Consider the following 18322-nt stretch of genomic DNA (forward strand, 5'->3'; position numbering starts at 1 on the left):
ATTTATCATTTTTTCTTGCGCTTTGACAACTAAAAATGGCTTTATATAGCTATATAAAGCCGATTTTTAGTTGTTGAGCTGACATGAGTTATACAAAAAGCAGACGGGCTGCGGCAGCGTAACGCATGATGTGCGACTGCGGCGAGTCGCCGCGGAAATCATTTAAAACCACGGACTTTATCACAAGTTTCTCCGACGAATTCCAATTAACTCCGTTAATAATAAGATTCGTCTCCGAAACATATGAATGTTTTGTGCCGCAGCCTGCTGCTGTAAAAGAGGTGATGACTGATGACAGACGTTGATGTTATGCTTATCTCCGAGGTGCTGGGAGTGCCTGTGAGGAAGCTCTATATGCTCAGCAGCGACCGTGTGCCGCGGCAAAAGCGCGGCGGCAGTTACTCAAACTATCATCAGTCTGTGATATATACGGGAAGGACGAAGAAAAAGCGCGTCCTGACCGTTCCCAACGGCTTTCTGAAGCTGGTGCAGCGCCGCATACTTGACCGCTGTCTCAGCAAGCTGCCCGTATCGGAGTACGCGACGGCGTACAGAAAGGGGACCTCGGTGCGTGACAACGCACTTCTCCACACGGGAAAGGAATTCATAATAAAGCTTGATATATCGGGTTTTTTCGACAGTATCAACGATGACGCGGTGTACATGGTGATGAAGCAGTTCAGACTCAGTCCGAGGGCGACCTCTCTGCTGACACATCTCTGCGTACACAGAGGAGTCCTGCCGCAGGGCGCTCCAACATCGCCGTATATCGCCAATCTTGTCATGAAGCATTTCGATGAGCACATAGGCGCGTGGTGCGCGGAGAGAAATATCACCTATTCCCGTTACTGTGACGATATGACATTTTCGGGCAGCCGTGATGACCTGCTGGGCAGCCGCCTTGTGGGTAAGGTCGGAAGAACGCTCTATGCTATGGGCTTTACCCTCAACAGGGAAAAGACCGTCTTTGCAGGCAGCTCACAGCGCCAGACCGTTACGGGACTTGTGGTCAACGAAAAAGCCGATCTTCCCAGAGAAAAGCGGCGTGAGCTGCGTCAGGAGGTCTATTACTGTCTGAAATACGGCGTCAGAGAACACCTTTCACAGCGCGGCAGCAGCGATGCTCCGCTCCGCTACATAAACGGACTTATGGGCAGGCTCGCCTATCAGCTTCAGCAGCGACCCGAGGATGAAAAGCTGAGGGAATGGTTTGTACAGATAAAAAAACTAAGGGAATCAGAGGGGGACAAATGAAGAAAAAAGTGATTAAAATATCCGCAGCAATACTGGTGCTGCTGCTCATCGCAGGCTGTATCACAGGATTTGTCATAACAAAAAAGGAAATGGACAAGAACTTCGGCAGGGGAGAGTACCCCGACAGGAGGTTCACTGCCACATGGTTCTACGACCACTATGAGCCTGAATACCCCCGTCAGGAAGTCAGCTTCAAGTCGGGGGACAACACACTCAAGGGCTTTATCTACGGCGCCGGCAATGACAGGGGACTCATAGTTTTCGCCCACGGAATCGGCAGCGGTCATGAGTTTTACCTCGGACTTATAACCCGTCTGGTTGACAGGGGCTGGCGCGTGTTTGCCTATGACTGTACGGGCAGCGGCTACAGCGAGGGCGAGGGTACGGTAGGTCTGGCACAGTCCGCACTTGATCTTGACAGCGCTCTTACCTTTGCGGAGGGAGACTCCCGTCTGAACAGTCTCGACACATTTGTCCTCGGACACAGCTGGGGAGGCTATGCAGCGGCGGCGGTGCTGAACTTCGACCACGATATCAAGGGCTGTGTTACCATGTCCGGCTATAATACGCCCTTTGAGGAGCTTGCCGAGACCTGCGACGGAATGTTCGGCGGCAAGTCAAAGCTCATCTATCCCTTTGTGTGGGCGTACAACAAGGCGACCTTCGGAAAGAACGCCTCACTTTCGGCAGTTGACGGCATAAACAAGTCGGGCATACCTGTTCTCGTTATCCATGGCGACAATGACGATGTCATCGCCTATGACGGAGCTTCCATAATCTCTCACAAGGACGAGATAACCAATTCCAATGTGGAGTACAAGGTTTTCTCCGAGGAGGACCGCAACGGTCACAACTCATACTTCAACACTCCCGAGTACACGGAGTACAAGAAGATGATACTGATTCCGCTTCAGGACGAGATAAACGAGAAATACAACAACAAAGTTCCCGAGGAGGAGCTTATCCGCTTTTATGAGTCCATTGACAAGGAGCTGTATAACGGTTTCAATCCCGAGCTGGTGGAGCTCATTGACAGCTTCTTCGGAAAGGCAGCAAACTGAAAAAAGCATCATGAACCGAAAAAATCACCGGGACTATAATGAACCAAATCGGAATTTAACACCGAAGGTGTTAAATTCCGAAGCCCTTAGCCTTTAGCTTTTAGCCATTAGGAAGCGGCTTCGCCGCTTTATTATCGGGCGGTGGAACGCCGCCCCTACATCAGGCTAACGGCTAATGGCTATGGGCTAACGACTCAAATCATAATTTTGCGGAGCTAAATTATGATTTGAGTTTAGAGTTGAGAGTTTAGAGTTGAAAGTTGTGGAGTCGCCTGCGGCGACAATATTTAAATAATGTGAGCGAAGCGAACACATTAACTCTCAACTCTCAACTTTCAACTATCAACTTAGCGACTACGCGCTAAATTATGATTTCCCCGGATAAACAAATGCCCCTGAGCGCTGAAAAACGTTCGGGGGCAAAACTTCTTATGTATATCCGTTTTATATCGGTCAGGGTAAGTTCACGGCTGTCTATTGACAAAAAAACTGTATAATGGTATAATCACATTTGGGAGAAATGCTCCTTTTGGGGGAGCAGTCGGAAAGCTGATTTGAAACGAGGAATATTAATGAAAACTGCGGTAATGACCGATACCAACAGCGGTATTACACTGACGGAAGGAAGCAGCAACGGCATATATGTGTTGCCTATGCCTGTGGTCATCGACGGAAAAGACTACATGGAGGAGCTTACACTCACAAATGACGATATCTACAAGGCACTTAACGAGAACAAGGACATTGTTTCGTCACAGCCCTCACCCGGGGCACTGACAGAAATGTGGGAGAAGATATTCGCAGACGGCTATGACGAGCTGGTGTATATCCCCATGTCCAGCGGTCTCAGCGGCTCATGCAATACAGCAAAGGCTCTGGCGATGGATTATGACGGAAAGGTTGTTGTTATCGATAATCACCGTATCTCCATAACCCTGCTGGACTCCGTTTACGATGCGAAGTTCATGGCTGAAAACGGTAAAAACGCCGAGGAGATAAGAGCTGCCCTTGAAAAGAGCGCATACGATAACGATATATATATCACACTTCACAGCCTCAAGCGCATAACCAAGACAGGACGCATAACCTCCGCGGGTGCGGCTATCGCAACAGTGCTCAATCTCAAGCCTATCCTGAAGATTCAGGGCGGCAAGCTTGATGCCTATGCCAAGGCAAGAGGTATGGCGGCTGCTGAGCAGAAGATGTTCGAGGCTGTCCACAAGGACCTCAGCGGAAAGTACGCAGGTATCGCCAAGGAGCACCTCAGCATTGGCGCGGCAGGCACTATGGAGTCCCCCGAAACTGCAAGACAGTGGGTGGAGAAGGTGAAGAACGAGTTCCCGGGATACAAGGTGACATATCGTCCCCTTGCCTGTTCCATTGCCAGCCATATCGGCACAAACACTCAGGGCGTTGCGGTGGGTATCACCGAGAGACCACTTGTCTGTGAATGAATAAGAATACAGATAATCATGAGCGGCAATACCGCTCATTTTTGTTTATATCGAGCATATTTGTTAGTGTTTGATAACCGTAGTTTGCCTATATACAGCCTTTTGTGGCTTTGATAGAAGTTTCTTATGTGCAACAACAGGATAACATTGTTGATTTTGCGAGGACAACGTGTTATAATTGATAATGTAATAACAATGTCAGACAGCTATGGATCACACGAAAGGGGATCAATAATGCTTGAATTAAAGAATATATCATTCAGCGCGGAGAGCGACGGAAAAAATGTCGAGATAATCCGCGATATCAGCCTCACCGTTGAGGACGATAAATTCATTGTCATAACAGGACCCAACGGCGGCGGAAAGTCCACCCTTGCCAAGCTCATCGCAGGTATCGAGAAGAATACCGCAGGAAGCTTTATTTTTGACGGCGAGGATATCACCGACAAGAATATCACCGAGCGCGCTAAAATGGGTATCGGTTTTGCGTTCCAGCAGCCTGTCCGTTTCAAGGGCATGACTGTTGTGGACCTTCTCAGAATAGCCGCAGGCAAGAACCTGTCAGTGTCGGAAGCCTGCGAATACCTCTCTGAGGTAGGACTCTGCGCCAAGGACTACATCGACCGTGAGATAAATGCATCGCTCTCGGGCGGTGAGCTGAAGCGTATCGAGATAGCTACTGTACTGGCAAGGAACGTGAAGCTGGCAATTTTTGACGAGCCTGAGGCAGGTATCGACCTGTGGAGCTTCAACAATCTTATCCGTATATTCGAGAAAATGCGCAGCGAGTGCAAGGGCAGGTCCATTGTGGTCATCTCCCATCAGGAGCGTATCATCAATATCGCCGACGAGATCATTGTCATTGCCGACGGCAGGATCGCCAAGAAGGGCAGCAGGGACGAGATACTCCCCGAGATCACAGGCACGGAAAGCGCAGTTAATATCTGCCATAAAATGGCGTAAGGAGGCGGCACTATGGTTGAGATGGACGCAGTTCAGAAAAGACTTTTCAAGGAGGTAGCCGACCTCCACAATATACCCGAGGGAGCCTATAACCTCCGCGCAAACGGCGAATCCATAAGCAGAAATACTACCGCGAATATCGATATACAGTCAAAGACCGATGTCAGCGGCATAGATATACGAATAAAGGCAGGCACAAAAAACGAGAGTGTGCATATCCCCGTAGTTCTCAGCCAGAGCGGTCTCAAGGAGGACGTCTACAATGACTTCTACATCGGTGAGGACTGCGATGTGCTAATCGTAGCAGGCTGCGGTATCGACAACTGCGGCGCTCAGGACTCCGAGCACGACGGTATCCACCGTTTCTACATCGGAAAGAACTCAAGAGTACGCTACGTTGAGAAGCACTACGGCTCAGGCGACGGCAGCGGCAAGCGTATCCTCAACCCTGTCACAGAGGTACACATGGACGAGGGCAGCACCATGGAGATGGAAATGGTGCAGATAAAGGGCGTTGACTCCACAAAGAGATCGACTATCGCTGACCTGAAGGCTGATGCGAAGCTGGTCGTACATGAAAGGCTCATGACCCACGGTCAGCAGCAGGCATACAGTATCTATAAGGTGGACCTCAACGGCGACGGCTCCAGCGCAGACGTAGTTTCCCGTTCGGTAGCCCGTGATGATTCCTACCAGAAGCTTGACCTCTGCGTTGTGGGAAGCGCAGCCTGCAGCGGTCATACGGAGTGTGACTCCATCATCATGGACAACGGCCGTATCCTTGCGGTGCCATCACTGGAGGCAAACAATATCGATGCGGCATTGGTTCACGAGGCAGCCATCGGCAAGATAGCAGGCGAGCAGCTCATCAAGCTCATGACGCTGGGTCTTACCGAAGCGGAAGCCGAGGAACAGATAATCAACGGATTTCTTAAATGATAAAACCCCCGAAGCTTTTGCTTCGGGGTTTTTTAGTTGTTAGTGCTTAGTCAGTTTAGTTTTGTCACTGTGTGTCACAAAGCTGAATCGGAATTTAGCGTAATAACTTTGCTGAACGCCTGTAAGGGATTCCAAAGGGACTGTGTTCCTTTGGCAGAGTCCAGAGGCAGCGCCTCTGGTCGTCGCTTTCAGCTTTTAAGGCGACGAAATAAAACAAAGCGCTCCGCAAGGGGTGAATCAAAAAACAGTCCGGTGGACTGTTTTTTGAGAGGGGACGCCCTGCAAGTGAGGGCGTCCCTTAACGGCGGATGATATCCGCCCCTACAATACAAATTTCGTGGGACGTCGAGGACGCCGTCCCCTACATTTCCAATTTTTCGCGTATGCGCTAAATTATGATTTATCATAACAGTTCGACCAACGAAAAAAGCTGAAATAAGAAAGACCCCTCGGTCATAAGGGGGCCTTTCTTATCTATTATTCAGAGAGGTGGGGGTCAAGCGAGTTTTAAGAAGAAAGCAGTGCTGTAACTGCGGTCGTAGCTGCGGAGCCTGTGTGATATGCGGCTCCGTATATGCGCCGCTTCGGCTGTCTGAGGAGTGAAAAATGTCCTGTAACATTCATGGAAAACCAGACAGCCTCATTGCTTTCTGACCTTATTATATAATAATCCCATGCCGATTACAAGACAAAAATTGCCGATAAACACACCTTTTTAGTCGTTTATTGCTCTTTATCCTGCGAAAGCTGCCGCCCGATTTGACAATATGGTCAGTTGCATATATAATGTATGTGAAAAGGGCACGGAAAAGACTGCAAAAGGATATAAAAAGGACACATCACGGCTTTATAATACAGATAGAAGTAAGGAGCGCGCATCTTATGGAAAAAATACTGCTTATAGAAGACGATACCGAGATCTGCGAGATGATACGCAATTATTTTGAGACAAAGGGAACTGCGGTGACCTCGATCAATGACGGCGGTGAAGCCTTCGACCTTATCCGCGGCGGCATCGGGGACTTTCAGCTGGTGCTGCTGGATATAATGCTGCCCGATACGGACGGCTTTACCCTGTGCAGACAGCTCCGCATGAGGAGCGATATCCCCGTCATATTCATCACCGCGAGGGGCAGGGAGGAGGACATCCTCAGCGGCTACGACCTTGGCTGCGACGACTATATCGTCAAGCCCTTTCTGCTGTCGGTGCTTTACAGCAAGTGCGAGGCATTGGTGCGCAGGGCAGGGGGCGCGGAGGAGAAAAAGCTGCTGACCTGCGGCGGTATCAGTCTTGACACAAGGACACTCCGCTGCTTTGCCTGCGGGAATGAGGTGGAGCTGCCGCCCAAGGAATTCGCCATACTCCGCTATCTGCTGGAGCATGAGAACTGGGCGGTGAGCCGCGATACCCTGCTGGACAGGGTCTGGGGCTATGATTATTTCGGCAGCGACAGAGTGGTGGACAATCATATAAAAAAGCTGAGAAAAGCCCTCGGCAGTGCAGGCAGCCAGATAAAGACACTTGTGGGACGGGGGTATAAGCTGACAAAGGAGTGAGCAAAATGAAAAAAAAAAAAAATACAGAAAAAAACGTGAGAAGTTCCTGATAATACTGCTTAAAGCTCTGTGCGTTTCTGCGGTACTGTCCATTTGTTTCGGGATTTTTGTAAGCAATTATCTTGATAATACCATAAGAGAACAGTGTTCGGTACAGCTGAGAGATAATATATCCAATATACAAGGGTACGTTATGAGGACTCAGAAGCAGTATAAAGGAGAACTCTGTATGCAGGAGCTCAGTAATTGTTTGGCGCTGTATACTTATTATGATATTGTAATAGACGATCCTCTCGGGACTCATAACGGACAGAATATCCAGATCACACCACTCTATTCTCCTGATTGTCACTGTGTTGCAGAGATAATCGATGAGGATAACAATGTTGTGGCGTCAAATCAACAGAGACTGATGTCGATGTTTTCTTTCGGCAAGGAAGATAAAGATAACGGCTTTTATGTATGCGAAAACGATTGGATAAAAATACCTGAGGTCACTGAGCTGTACAAGACCTATAATAATTACATACTTGTAAATGACAAGAAGAACTGGGTCGAGATGAGTATGACCAGTGCGTATGTGAATAAGAAGAAGCGTACTTTCATTCCGCATGAGGGATACATGACTGTATATTCAATTGACAATATATATGACATAAAAGATGAAAAAAAAGTTATGTCGAAGAAAATCAGTATTACCATTGACGATGATGATTATGAACTGATCGAAGTAAATCAGGGAATTAAATCGGATTATCCCATATATGCGATTTTTGGCTTTCAGGGAGAATTGGGCGAAAAAGAATTCATCAAGGATCATTTGTTCAGAAGAGACGAATCGGCTGTAGGCGGATATCATTATAACGATGATATCTACATTTGTGACGGAAATAAAAACGTCATAATTGGTGGAAAGGAATATACCTTGCATGTAAGCATGGCTGTAAATACAAAAGAACCTCAGATTGTTAAGCTGTTCTGGAAGTGGGTGCTTTGCTTTGCGGCACTGGCAACACTTATAGCACTGCTCTACGCATGGCGCAAGAACGTGAAGAACAAGGCTCAGTACGCCTTTGAGGACTACCAGCGCGCACTGACCAACAATCTTGCCCACGACCTGAAAACGCCTCTTGCGGTCATAGGCGGCTATGCCGAGAACCTCATTGAGATGCGCAAAGAGGGCGGCGGCGAGAAGGAGCTCCGCTACCTTGCCTCCATTATGGACAACGTGGCGTATACGGACAGTATCATCGCGAAAACTCTCCGTCTCAGCGAGACCGAGCAGACAAAGGAACTGAACAAAGTGAAAGTTGATATAAAGGCTCTTGCGGAGAAGCTGGCAGAGAAATACAAAGCGGCTCTGGAGGAGCGGGGCATAGAGCTTACCGTAACGGGCGGCGGTGAGATAACTGCCGACGAGGACACTCTCACCTCCGCTGCGGAGAACCTTATCTCCAACGCGGTGAAGTACACCCGTGACGACGGCACAATAAAAATAACAGCCGACAAAAAGCGGCTGGCTGTGGTCAATGATGTGGCGGAGAATGTGGACACGAAAGACCTTACCATGCCCTTTGTCAAGGGGGACAAGGCTCGCAGCGACAAGAGCAGCAGCGGTCTCGGACTTGCTATAGCTTCCGCGGCTGCGGAGCGCAACGGCTTCGGGCTGAAAGTAAGCTGTAAGGACAAGCGATTCACGGCAGAGATAATATTCAGATAAAGAAAGGCTGCAAGGTATAAGAGTAGTACTTATATGGAAGTTCATATGTAATTATTGGGGGAAAAAACCTTTCTGAGGAAAGGTTCTTCCTCTGACGGAGGCGGTCCCCTCTGTCACTGCGTGACAGCTCCCCACACTGTGGGGAGTCACCCCCAAGCCCCCTTTTTCCAAAGACTTTATAACTGAATTTAGCCCCGACAGGGCGCTCCACACAAGATGTGAAAATCAGTAATAAAACTGAGAGCGCCCTGACGGGGCTAAATTTAATGCTGAAAGTTTTAGGAAAGGAGTTTGAGGAAGAACCCTTTTTCAAAAGGGTTTTCCTCAATATCACTTGTAAAACTTCTATAAGAGTACCGCCCTTATGTCTTGCAGCCTTTTGTTTTTGTATCAGCACTCGGGGAGAGACTTTGTTGTTCCGTTGAGATATCTTCTTATTGCAAGTGCGTCATTGGTGGTGATACCGTTGCCCCTGTCATAAACGTCCGCATTGCGTATGCCCTGGAAGGTTATTCTCAGGTCTGAGGTGCCGTTTACGCCGTAGGACGTCGGCATGATGATAGCATTAACGATAAGGTCGAAGTCCTTGGTATCGACTATGCCGTCGCAGTTTGCGTCACCGTAGAGGATATCCTCCTCTATTGCCTCATTCTGGGTGTAGTAGTATGCAGGCTCCTCGGATTCCTTGAAGTATACCCGGAAGTAGTCCATTGAGCCGTTGAAGAAGCCGCCTTCACCGCCTCTTGCGATATAGTAGTGACTGGTCCTGCTAATGGTGTCCTCGGGGAGAGTATATATCATGGACTGACCTGCAAGTCTGCCGTTTATCATTAGCTTTGCCACGTTTCCGCAGATTATCACGCGGATGACCGCCCATTCTCCCACAGGGAGCTCGGTGTCTGCGGTGACTATGGTGCCGCCGACTCTGAGTTCTGCCTTGCCTTTGTAGTTTGAAGGTGTAAGGCTCAGTATCTCATTGTCGCCGAACTCGAATATCCTCTGCTCGGTATCGCCGCCTCGCCAGAGAACTGCGGTGGATATCTCCATATCCTTATAGTCAACGAGAGTCCTGTCGCAGATGATGTACTGATCTGCGCCGTTGAATGTGATGACTCCGCCTGCGCTGGTGCGCTCCTCCTCCCAGAGTGGAGCATTTCTCATAATACCGTTTGTTGCGCCGTAGGTATCATACGCGAAGATGTTGCTGCTGTTGGAAAACTCATAGCCTGCAAAGAGACCGTCCGTGTAGGGCAGGGATGAGTTATAGGCGTCTGTTTCGAGCCAGCCGAAGGCTGTACCCTGTGATATGTTGCAGTTATTGTAGAATTCTCCGTCAAGGATAGCCTGCCCAGAAGCGACACCGTCGCCGTAGCAGTAAGCGGTGCCCTTTATGGTGGCGTCGTCCGTTGCCGAGTAGTTGTCAAGAAGGTATGCATTTCCCATGATACGGGCGTTGCCTGAGACAGAAGCTCCTGCGGTGACTACCGCTCTTTCGCCGACCTTTGCATTGCCGCTGACAGTTGGCTGAGCCCACCAGTATCCGTGTACGCAGGCACCGTCTGTTATTCTTGCGTTGTCGGAGACGATGGCGTTGTTAACGATCGCATTGCCTGTTATGACAGCGTTATCGGTCACCTGTGAGTTGCCGAGGACCATTGCGCCCTTTTCGACGTATACTGTGTCTTCAACATAGGCAGTATCGGCTACAAATCCGCCGCCGTAGGAGTGGGGATGACCCTCAACGCCTTCGGTGATGCTGCGTTCCATTGGAGTTGTTCCGTAGATCGTTATCTCGTATGGATAGCGGCGCTTGTAATCTGCGCCTGTGTAGGAGTACTCGTCTCCCTGCTCAGCCTTGAGGTAGGCATTGTTGGGGATTATCCTGTCGGGAGTTGCGGCAACTGTGAGGTACAGCGCCTTTTCGTGACCGTAGAGGTACAGGGTCATGGTCTCCTGACCGAATAGGGGTGAGTAATATACAGAGCCGTCGTCTTCCACGGCGACGATACAGGCTCTCCAGTCGGCACCCTCAGCATCGGAGATGCCCTTGAGGGAAACTGTTACCGAGCCGCTGCCCGTATTGAGTGGGATAACGTTCATGCCTGTCTGCATGGGAGCCTTCTCGGCAGGGACTATATAGCTTCCCGGATTGTCGGGAGAGGGGATGGGCTGGGTGTATATGAGCTGCCATACGAACGGGTCTGTAAGAGCGATATCAAGGCTCTGCTCATAGAGGTCTCTGTGCTCGAAATCGAGGGCAGCCATTCTCTTGGCGAAGTTGCCGATGACCGATTTCATATCGCAGCCCGAGAGACGCTGGATAGTGTCAAAGGGATACTCGTCGGGGAGGGCTTCACTCTGCATCCTCATTACGAAATCCTTGCCGAAAGCATCATAGCCGTCGGGATTTTCTGTGAGGTACTGAAGGAAGATCCACGAATCGTAGTTGTTTCTGCCGTGAGGGATAGTCAGGTTCATATTCCTGAGATAGGGCAGGAAGAAATGGGTGGTAGGAGTTTCAAGGGTACTGAAGTACTGCTCCTTGAACCAGTTTGCCACAGTCTCCCACCACGGGTCGGTGATGTTCTGATTGCTCCACGCCTTCTGATGGTAGGTGAGAACGTGGCCGTACTCGTGGGCGAGTGAACCGCAGTTGGTGCCGTCGAGCTGGACCATAGCGGCAGGTGATATGAATATGTAGGCAAATCCCGAAAAGGGCTCATAGCTTGTGTAAGCCCAGCCTGTTTCAAAATCGGGGAGGCCTGTCTGAGTGAGAAACACGTTTGTTTTGTATTTTTGTCCGTCAGGTTCAAAGATAGATTGAGAGGAGTCTTTCATGCAGAGTTCGGTGGTGAATAATTCTCTGTATTGTTCGAGGGCATCAAGATTGACCTGCAGGAATTCGTCGTTGATGATTCCTGTCTGGTCGTCGTCACCCCATATGATCTGGAAGTGTTCCGAGGTTACGGTGTTGTAGGTGTCGATGTAGTGTTGGTCGCCTGTGAGATCGCTCAGGTCGCGGCAGAGATATTCCTCTTGTTCATCGTCCGCGGCTGCGAAGAAACTTGGCATTCTGAGGGAAGTGAATGCCATGGCTGCGGCTGCGGTGGCAGCCAGCAAGCGTTTGATTAGCATATGAATTCCTCCTTTTTTGTAAAAACTGACGTAAATTCTCCGCTCGGTATATTGTCACAATGATTATACCATATATTTTCGAGAAATTCAATACTTTTTTGGATAATTTGTGCCGAAAATTTTTCTAAATTGTTAATTGTCGCAATATTTGGTCAATTGCCAGAATGCGACAGCACTTGCCGCAGCCACATTTAACGAGTCCACACCATGAGCCATGGGTATTTTTATAGTATGGTCGCAGGCGTCTATGGTGGAGTCCTTGAGACCGTCTCCTTCGGTGCCGAGAATGACCGCCAGCTTTTCTGCGGAGGTCAGCCTTGGGTCACGGATACTGACGGTGTCCTTACGCAGAGCCATTGCAGCCGTAACGAAGCCCAGCTCCCTGAGATGGCTGACATAGTCGGGGGAGCCGGAGCGCATATATGTCCACGGGAGCTGAAAGACAGTGCCCATGCTGACACGGACAGAGCGGCGGAAGAGAGGATCGCTGCATGAGGGGGTAAGTGCCACGGCGTCAAAACCGAGGGCGGCTGCGGAGCGGAAAATGGCGCCGATGTTGGTCTGGTTGGTGATATCCTCCAGAACAGCTATGCGCTCGGCACCGCTGAGGATGGCCTCGGGCGGCGGTACGGGTCGGCGGCGCATAGCACATAGGGCGCCCTGTGTGAGTTTGTAGCCTGTCAGCTCTGTCAGGAGCTGCTTGTCGGCGGTGAATACAGGGATATCTCCACAGCGTTGGAGCAATTCCGTCTGTTTACTTATATATTTACGCTCCACGAGCATGGAAATCGGGGTATACCCCGACTCTAAGGCAGTATTTATGACCTTGGGGCTCTCGGCTATGAAAATACCGTTGTCAGTGCCTTTCCAGCGGAGCAGGGCGGTCTCGGAGGTGTCGGTATAGGGGCGGAGCTCCTCCGCCGAAATGTCATTTATCTCGATTACTTCGTACATATCTTTTCCTTTCTTGAATATATATCGTCGGCTGAGATCGCTGCTTTCAGCTCATCTTTCTTGTGATGATGTCAAGACAGAGGCGAAGGGCAGGAGCGCGGGATGCCTCTCCGAAATCCCGCCTGTCGTAATTGTCCATATCCGCAAGGGTATCGGCTGTGAAGAAAAGCATACCGAAGTCGGCTCCGCGGAGCTTGGCACAGGCGGCAAGGGCAGAGCACTCCATATCCACGGCGGTACAGCCCTCGCTGCGGCGGTATTCCACCATGTCGGGAGTCTCGCGGAAAAATGCGTCGGTCGTCCATGTGGTACACCTCTCGTAGGGGATGGACATTTCACCGAGACAGCGGCAGATGTGCTCTGTCATGGGCATATCAAGCTCTACGAACCTTGACGGCGGCAGATAGTGATAGGAGCAGCCCTCGTCACGGAGCGCCCTGACAGGCACCATGAAGCGATTTTCGGGCATTTCACGGAGAACTCCGCAGGAGCCTGCGGAGATGATGTGCTTTACGCCGCAGTTGAGGAGTATCTCAAAGTTCTGCACAGCCGCAGGAGCTCCCATAGGCGCTTGAAACAGGCATATCTCCTCGCCGTTGTGCTCGATTATGTAAATAGGGTAGTCTTTTGTGATGGTGGGGAAGACCTCGGCAACTCTGCCGCCGAAGTCCCGCGCGTAACTGTCTATGCAGTCGCCCAGCAGACCGAATACCGCCTTTTCGGGAAGCTCTGTGCATATCCTCGGCTTAAAAAGCTCGTTTGTATTTGAGTCGTGGTCCAGTATGGGAAATTCATGCTTTATCATGTCATTATCCTTTCTTGGTCAGGGAACGCCGCTTTTCAGTTGAGAGTTTAGAGTTTAAAGTTGAGAGTTATTTAAGCGGCGGCTATTGATAATGGATCGTCGGCGCAGCCGACACATTAACTCTCAACTCTCCGCTTTCAACTCAGTTCGGCTCGCATCTTTTATGGCGCTATACGGTTATTAATGCTATTATTATAAACTATTTGTGCGAAAAAAACAATAATTTCACAAAAAATTGATTGAAATTAAAAATTATATGTGTTATAATGGTAATAATAACTGACGAGGAGCAATGTGATACAGATAAGATCAACAGCGGCATTCTGACAGGACCTGCGGTGCGGAAGTCCGCAAGGTCCGATATATAGGTACAGAACATGAATAGGAGGTGCGTCATGAAGGAGCTTCTTGAGACCCTGTGCGACAAATACCTGCTCAATCTGGGGCTCTTTACCGACCTTTACCCTCTGGAAAGGGATATACTCTACCCCGTATGCGCCAACGTTTTCTGCGCGGCGGACGCGGAGTTCGACTTAGGTAAATTCAAGAACAGCATGAACATCATCAAGGATAATCCGAAAATGCTCTCCAGCTTCCGAAGCACGGTGCGTCCGCTGATAGCCTCATGGCTGTCGGTCAGCGACGACCCCAAGGGCGAAATGGAGCGCTATATGACCTGCTATGAGCAGCTCAGGAAATACTTCACCAATTCCGAGCATCTTGCCCTGCTGTCCATACTCCTTGCGAGACTGCTCCCCGAGGACAGATATGAGGAGCACATAAAGCGCGGCAGGCAGATATACGACCGCATGAAAAAGGAGCACCGAATCCTCACCACCAAGGAGGACGTTGCCTTTGCGGTGATGCTGGCTTTCTCTGACAAGTCCGACGATGAGCTCATCGCCGATATGGAGGCGAGCTACAAGCTTCTGAAGCACAGTGCCGACAACAACAGCATACAGACGGTGTCCCATGTTCTGGCGATGGCAAAGGGGGCTCCCGAGGACAAGTGTGCAAAGTTCAGCGAGCTCTACGGGGCAATGCTGAAAAAAGGAAAGAAGTACGGCAAGCATTATGAGCTGGCAATGCTGGCTGCTCTGTCCATCACAGGCTATGACAACACGGAGATAATAGGCGATATCAGCGACGTAGAGGCGTTTCTCACTCAGCACAAGGCGGTATGGGACTTGTCGGAATTTGGCAGCGGCGAGCCTGTGAGCCATGCATTCATGCTGCTGACCACTGCCTATGCCAGCGACGAGAACGTTATAGGAGCTGCGGAAAGAGCTGCGCTCATGGCAGCACGTCAGACCGCCCTGTATTCGGTGATGGTATACAGCATGATGACCGTAGCACCCGTAGTACCCGAGTAATACACCATTAACCATAAAATGAACGGAGGTAATATCCAAATGAAGGCTGACAAATACATCATTCCCGAGGGGAAAAAGGTCGATATCAGAAAGCTTCCCACCAACAGCAAGGCTGACGGCGTGGACAAAGAGGAGATAATCAGAAAGTACGAGGAGAACAAACAGGAGCTCATCGCACTTCAGGATAAGTTCTATGCGGACGCAAGAGAGGGACTTATCGTGGTGATACAAGCTCTGGACGCATCGGGCAAGGACTCGACTATCAAGTACGTTTTCAGCGGCATAAACCCTCAGGGAGTGAAGGTGCACTATTATAAGGCGCCCACATCGGAGGAGCTGGCTCACGACTACCTGTGGAGGATACATCAGAACGTTCCCCGCAGAGGCGAGATAGCTGTGTTCAACAGGAGCCACTATGAGGACCTTGTAACCGTTCAGGCTGAGGATATCTGGCAGGGCTACCATATGTCGGAGAGAGTCCTTGACGATACAAAGAAGAAGTTCTTCGCCAAGAGATACGAACAGGTCAATAATTTCGAGGAGTATCTCTATGAGAACAGCTACCGCATGGTGAAGATTTTTCTCCATGTTTCCAAGGAGGAGCAGACAGGACAGCTTCTTGAGCGCATAGAGCTCCCCGAAAAGAACTGGAAGTTCCGCGCGGACGACCTGAAGGTAAGGGACAAGTATGACGCTTACCTCAAATGCTTCAATGATGTCATAAACAAGACCTCCACCAAGAACAGCCCGTGGTACGTTCTTCCCGGCGACCAGAGGTGGTACACCAGATACCTCGTGACGGAGATACTCCTTGACGCGCTCAAAGCCTGCAAGCCCGAGTACCCCCAGCTTCCTGACGACGAGAAGGAGAAGCTCCCCGAGTGCAGGAAGGTGCTCGCCGAGGCTATGGCGGAGTACGAAAGCGCAAAGAACGATAAGAAGCCTGAAAAAAAGTCTGACGACACAAAGAAAAAAGCAAAGAAAAAGAGCAAGAAATAAGCACTTGCCCCTGCTGTTGAAACGGCGGGGGCTTTCTGCAAAGGAGGACGGTTTTCACCGTTTCTTCATTGACTTGCAGGAAAAGTTATGATATAATTTTTATATAAATGATTTGCAGGAGGATGTTATGGGGAACAGTGAATACCGCAAGACAATAGACTATATACTTGACCTTATAAGGAGCGGGATGCTTCAGGTTGGCGACAAGCTCCCTACAGAACGCAGTATCTCCGAAAAGCTGGGAATAAGCCGAAATACCGTTCGCGAAGCACTGAGGGGACTTGAAATACTGGGCATTGTCAACGGAAAGCAGGGCTCCGGGAATTACCTTACCGACAATATATCCGAGTCTATCGCTAAGGCGATGGACATTATGCTCCTTATGAACAGGACATCAAAGGAGGAGATATGCTCCTTCAGAAGAAGTATGGAAAAGACCGTGTGCAGCTATCTTATCGCAAGGGGCTGCAGCTCGGAGAATAAACTGAAGATAGTCTCAGCCCTCAACAGGCTCAAGGAGTCGGAGGGGACGGAGGAACGCACCATTGCCGACAGAGACTTCCATTACGCACTTATCTATGCCACGGAGAACAGCTTCTGGATAACTTTCATGGAAGCTGTCTCGGAGGTCTATATGCGCTGGATAGACGATTTCCTCATTACAGCAGACCACGATGTGAGAGTAAAGCTTCAGGATGCTCATGAGAAGATGGTGCAGGGCATCATCACGGGCGATGTGGATTTCTGCTTCAAGGCTATCGACATACACTACGACCTTATCGACAAGAGCTTTGAAAAGTGAGAGGAGCCCTTATGAAAATTAAACGTACTGCCGCCGCTTTACTGGCGGCATTATGCACATTGAGCGCCTTTTCATGCACTAAGAGGAACAGCGGCGGAAAGAGCAGAGCCGAAGTGTCCTCGGAGGTGCAGACCGAGGAGAATACCGCTGAGGCTGCATCTGAGGCGGCTCCCGAGGAGACCTCGGACCTTAATAACGACCTAAACAGCTACGTCACCGTCAAGGAGACGGCTCCCGCAATGTGGAAGGTCACCGACGAAAAAACGGGGAACTCCATTTATATGCTGGGAACTATGCACATGGTGACGGGCTATACCTATCCGCTGCCCGACTATATCATGGACGTTTACGAAAGCTGCGACGGCATCGCCGTCGAGTACGATATCAGCAGCATGATGTCCGATTTTACGCAGATACAGGACTTTTACAGCAAGCTCATCTATACCGACGGCACTACCGTAAAGGACCATCTCTCCGAGGAGACCTATGAAAAGGCAAAGAAATTCATGGGGGAGAATATGTTCTATAACCAGATGATGGACAGCTACAACGTCGGCTTCTGGGAGGTGGAGATAGAGACCGCCGCAATGATGAAGATGAAAAATCTCAACGAGCAGGGAGTTGACTCGGTGTTCCTGTCCCTTGCGCAGAGGGACGGCAAGGAGATAGTCAACGTGGAGTCCCTTGATGTGCAGACGGCTGCTATGAACGCCCCCTCGGACGAGCTCTGCGACTTCATGATAAGCCAGCTCATCGACAGCACAGAGGATATGGCTTCCTACACCGAGAGCTTTGCACGTCAGTACGACCTCTGGGCGTCGGGGGAGATAGACTCCCTTGATGAAGCTGACGTTGAGAATGATATCCCATCGGACCTTGAGGACGACTATGCGGACTATCTGGAGGTAATACTCTATGATCGAAACAAGGGCATGGCTGAAAAGGCTGACGAGTTCCTGAAAGAGGGTAAGAACTACTTCTTTATGGTAGGAGCTGCTCATTTTGCAGGCAAAAAGGGCGTTGACGACCTCCTTGAGGAAATGGGATACACTGTCGAGCGCGTGGCTTGATATGATCTCTATTAGTGGGTAGAGAGCAGTGAAAAGTGAATAGAGAAATGCCGCGGAGGACTTTTACGGAGTCTCACGCGGCATTTTTGTGCTATTATGACGAAATACTAAAAATGAACAAAAAAAGCACCCAATTTTTTGAAAAACAGGCGCTTTTGATAAATCTTTCCCGAGTCCCTTGACATGGGACAAAATCTGTATTATAATGTTATAATGTATCAATATGGAATAGTATC

14 protein-coding genes are annotated in these 18322 nt (G+C 49.8%); 11 read left to right on the forward strand and 3 right to left on the reverse strand.

Annotated features, from left to right (window positions below; genetic code table 11):
• Positions 1-291 precede the first annotated feature (291 nt).
• The 7 genes from DSZ37_RS02785 (at position 292) to DSZ37_RS02815 (ending at position 8948) form a co-directional block, all read left to right on the forward strand.
• Positions 292-1254, forward strand: a complete 963-nt coding sequence (locus DSZ37_RS02785; RefSeq protein WP_109725449.1) for a reverse transcriptase family protein — start codon at positions 292-294, stop codon at positions 1252-1254.
• On the forward strand, positions 1251-2315 hold the full coding sequence (locus DSZ37_RS02790) for an alpha/beta hydrolase (protein WP_109725450.1): 1065 nt from the start codon (positions 1251-1253) through the stop codon (positions 2313-2315). The genes DSZ37_RS02785 and DSZ37_RS02790 overlap by 4 nt, the downstream gene beginning before the upstream one ends.
• A 572-nt stretch (positions 2316-2887) precedes the next feature.
• On the forward strand, positions 2888-3769 hold the full coding sequence (locus tag DSZ37_RS02795) for a DegV family protein (RefSeq protein ID WP_109725451.1): 882 nt from the start codon (positions 2888-2890) through the stop codon (positions 3767-3769).
• A gap of 234 nt (positions 3770-4003) precedes the next feature.
• Entirely contained in the window at positions 4004-4732 is a 729-nt protein-coding gene (locus DSZ37_RS02800) for an ABC transporter ATP-binding protein (RefSeq protein ID WP_109725452.1), read from the forward strand.
• Between the two features lie 12 nt (positions 4733-4744).
• Positions 4745-5671, forward strand: coding sequence for a SufB/SufD family protein (locus DSZ37_RS02805; RefSeq protein WP_109725453.1), 927 nt, complete (start codon positions 4745-4747; stop codon positions 5669-5671).
• Positions 5672-6553: 882 nt separating this feature from the next.
• Positions 6554-7228, forward strand: a complete 675-nt coding sequence (locus tag DSZ37_RS02810) for a response regulator transcription factor (RefSeq protein WP_109725454.1) — start codon at positions 6554-6556, stop codon at positions 7226-7228.
• A gap of 229 nt (positions 7229-7457) precedes the next feature.
• Entirely contained in the window at positions 7458-8948 is a 1491-nt protein-coding gene (locus DSZ37_RS02815) for a sensor histidine kinase (RefSeq protein ID WP_181380213.1), read from the forward strand.
• A 390-nt stretch (positions 8949-9338) separates the two neighbouring features.
• Here DSZ37_RS02815 and DSZ37_RS02820 read toward each other — a convergent pair whose 3' ends face one another.
• The 3 genes from DSZ37_RS02820 to DSZ37_RS02830 all read right to left on the reverse strand — a co-directional run bounded on the left by DSZ37_RS02820 (position 9339) and on the right by DSZ37_RS02830 (position 13842).
• On the reverse strand, positions 9339-12083 hold the full coding sequence (locus DSZ37_RS02820) for a DUF6055 domain-containing protein (RefSeq protein WP_109725456.1): 2745 nt from the start codon (positions 12081-12083) through the stop codon (positions 9339-9341).
• Between the two features lie 132 nt (positions 12084-12215).
• Positions 12216-13037 carry a TrmH family RNA methyltransferase gene (locus DSZ37_RS02825; RefSeq protein ID WP_109725457.1) on the reverse strand — a complete coding sequence of 274 codons (822 nt, stop codon included), beginning with the start codon at positions 13035-13037 and terminating at the stop codon, positions 12216-12218.
• A gap of 46 nt (positions 13038-13083) precedes the next feature.
• A complete protein-coding gene (locus DSZ37_RS02830) occupies positions 13084-13842 on the reverse strand; it encodes a nucleoside phosphorylase (protein WP_109725458.1) in 759 nt (252 codons plus the stop codon).
• 395 nt (positions 13843-14237) lie between these two features.
• On the opposite strand from DSZ37_RS02830, the gene DSZ37_RS02835 reads away from it, so the two are divergent.
• The 4 genes from DSZ37_RS02835 to DSZ37_RS02850 all read left to right on the forward strand — a co-directional run bounded on the left by DSZ37_RS02835 (position 14238) and on the right by DSZ37_RS02850 (position 18086).
• Positions 14238-15215, forward strand: a complete 978-nt coding sequence (locus tag DSZ37_RS02835) for a DUF4003 family protein (protein WP_173544728.1) — start codon at positions 14238-14240, stop codon at positions 15213-15215.
• Positions 15216-15254: 39 nt separating this feature from the next.
• Positions 15255-16214, forward strand: a complete 960-nt coding sequence (locus tag DSZ37_RS02840; protein ID WP_109725460.1) for a PPK2 family polyphosphate kinase — start codon at positions 15255-15257, stop codon at positions 16212-16214.
• A 127-nt stretch (positions 16215-16341) separates the two neighbouring features.
• The gene (locus DSZ37_RS02845) at positions 16342-17016 is read left to right on the forward strand and encodes a FadR/GntR family transcriptional regulator (protein WP_109725461.1); all 675 of its coding nucleotides are present in this window, start codon (positions 16342-16344) and stop codon (positions 17014-17016) included.
• An 11-nt stretch (positions 17017-17027) separates the two neighbouring features.
• A complete protein-coding gene (locus tag DSZ37_RS02850; RefSeq protein WP_109725462.1) occupies positions 17028-18086 on the forward strand; it encodes a TraB/GumN family protein in 1059 nt (352 codons plus the stop codon).
• Positions 18087-18322: the final 236 nt, after the last annotated feature.

Origin of the sequence: Ruminococcus flavefaciens (genome assembly GCF_900116855.1) — a bacterium.
GTDB lineage: Bacteria > Bacillota > Clostridia > Oscillospirales > Ruminococcaceae > Ruminococcus > Ruminococcus flavefaciens_R.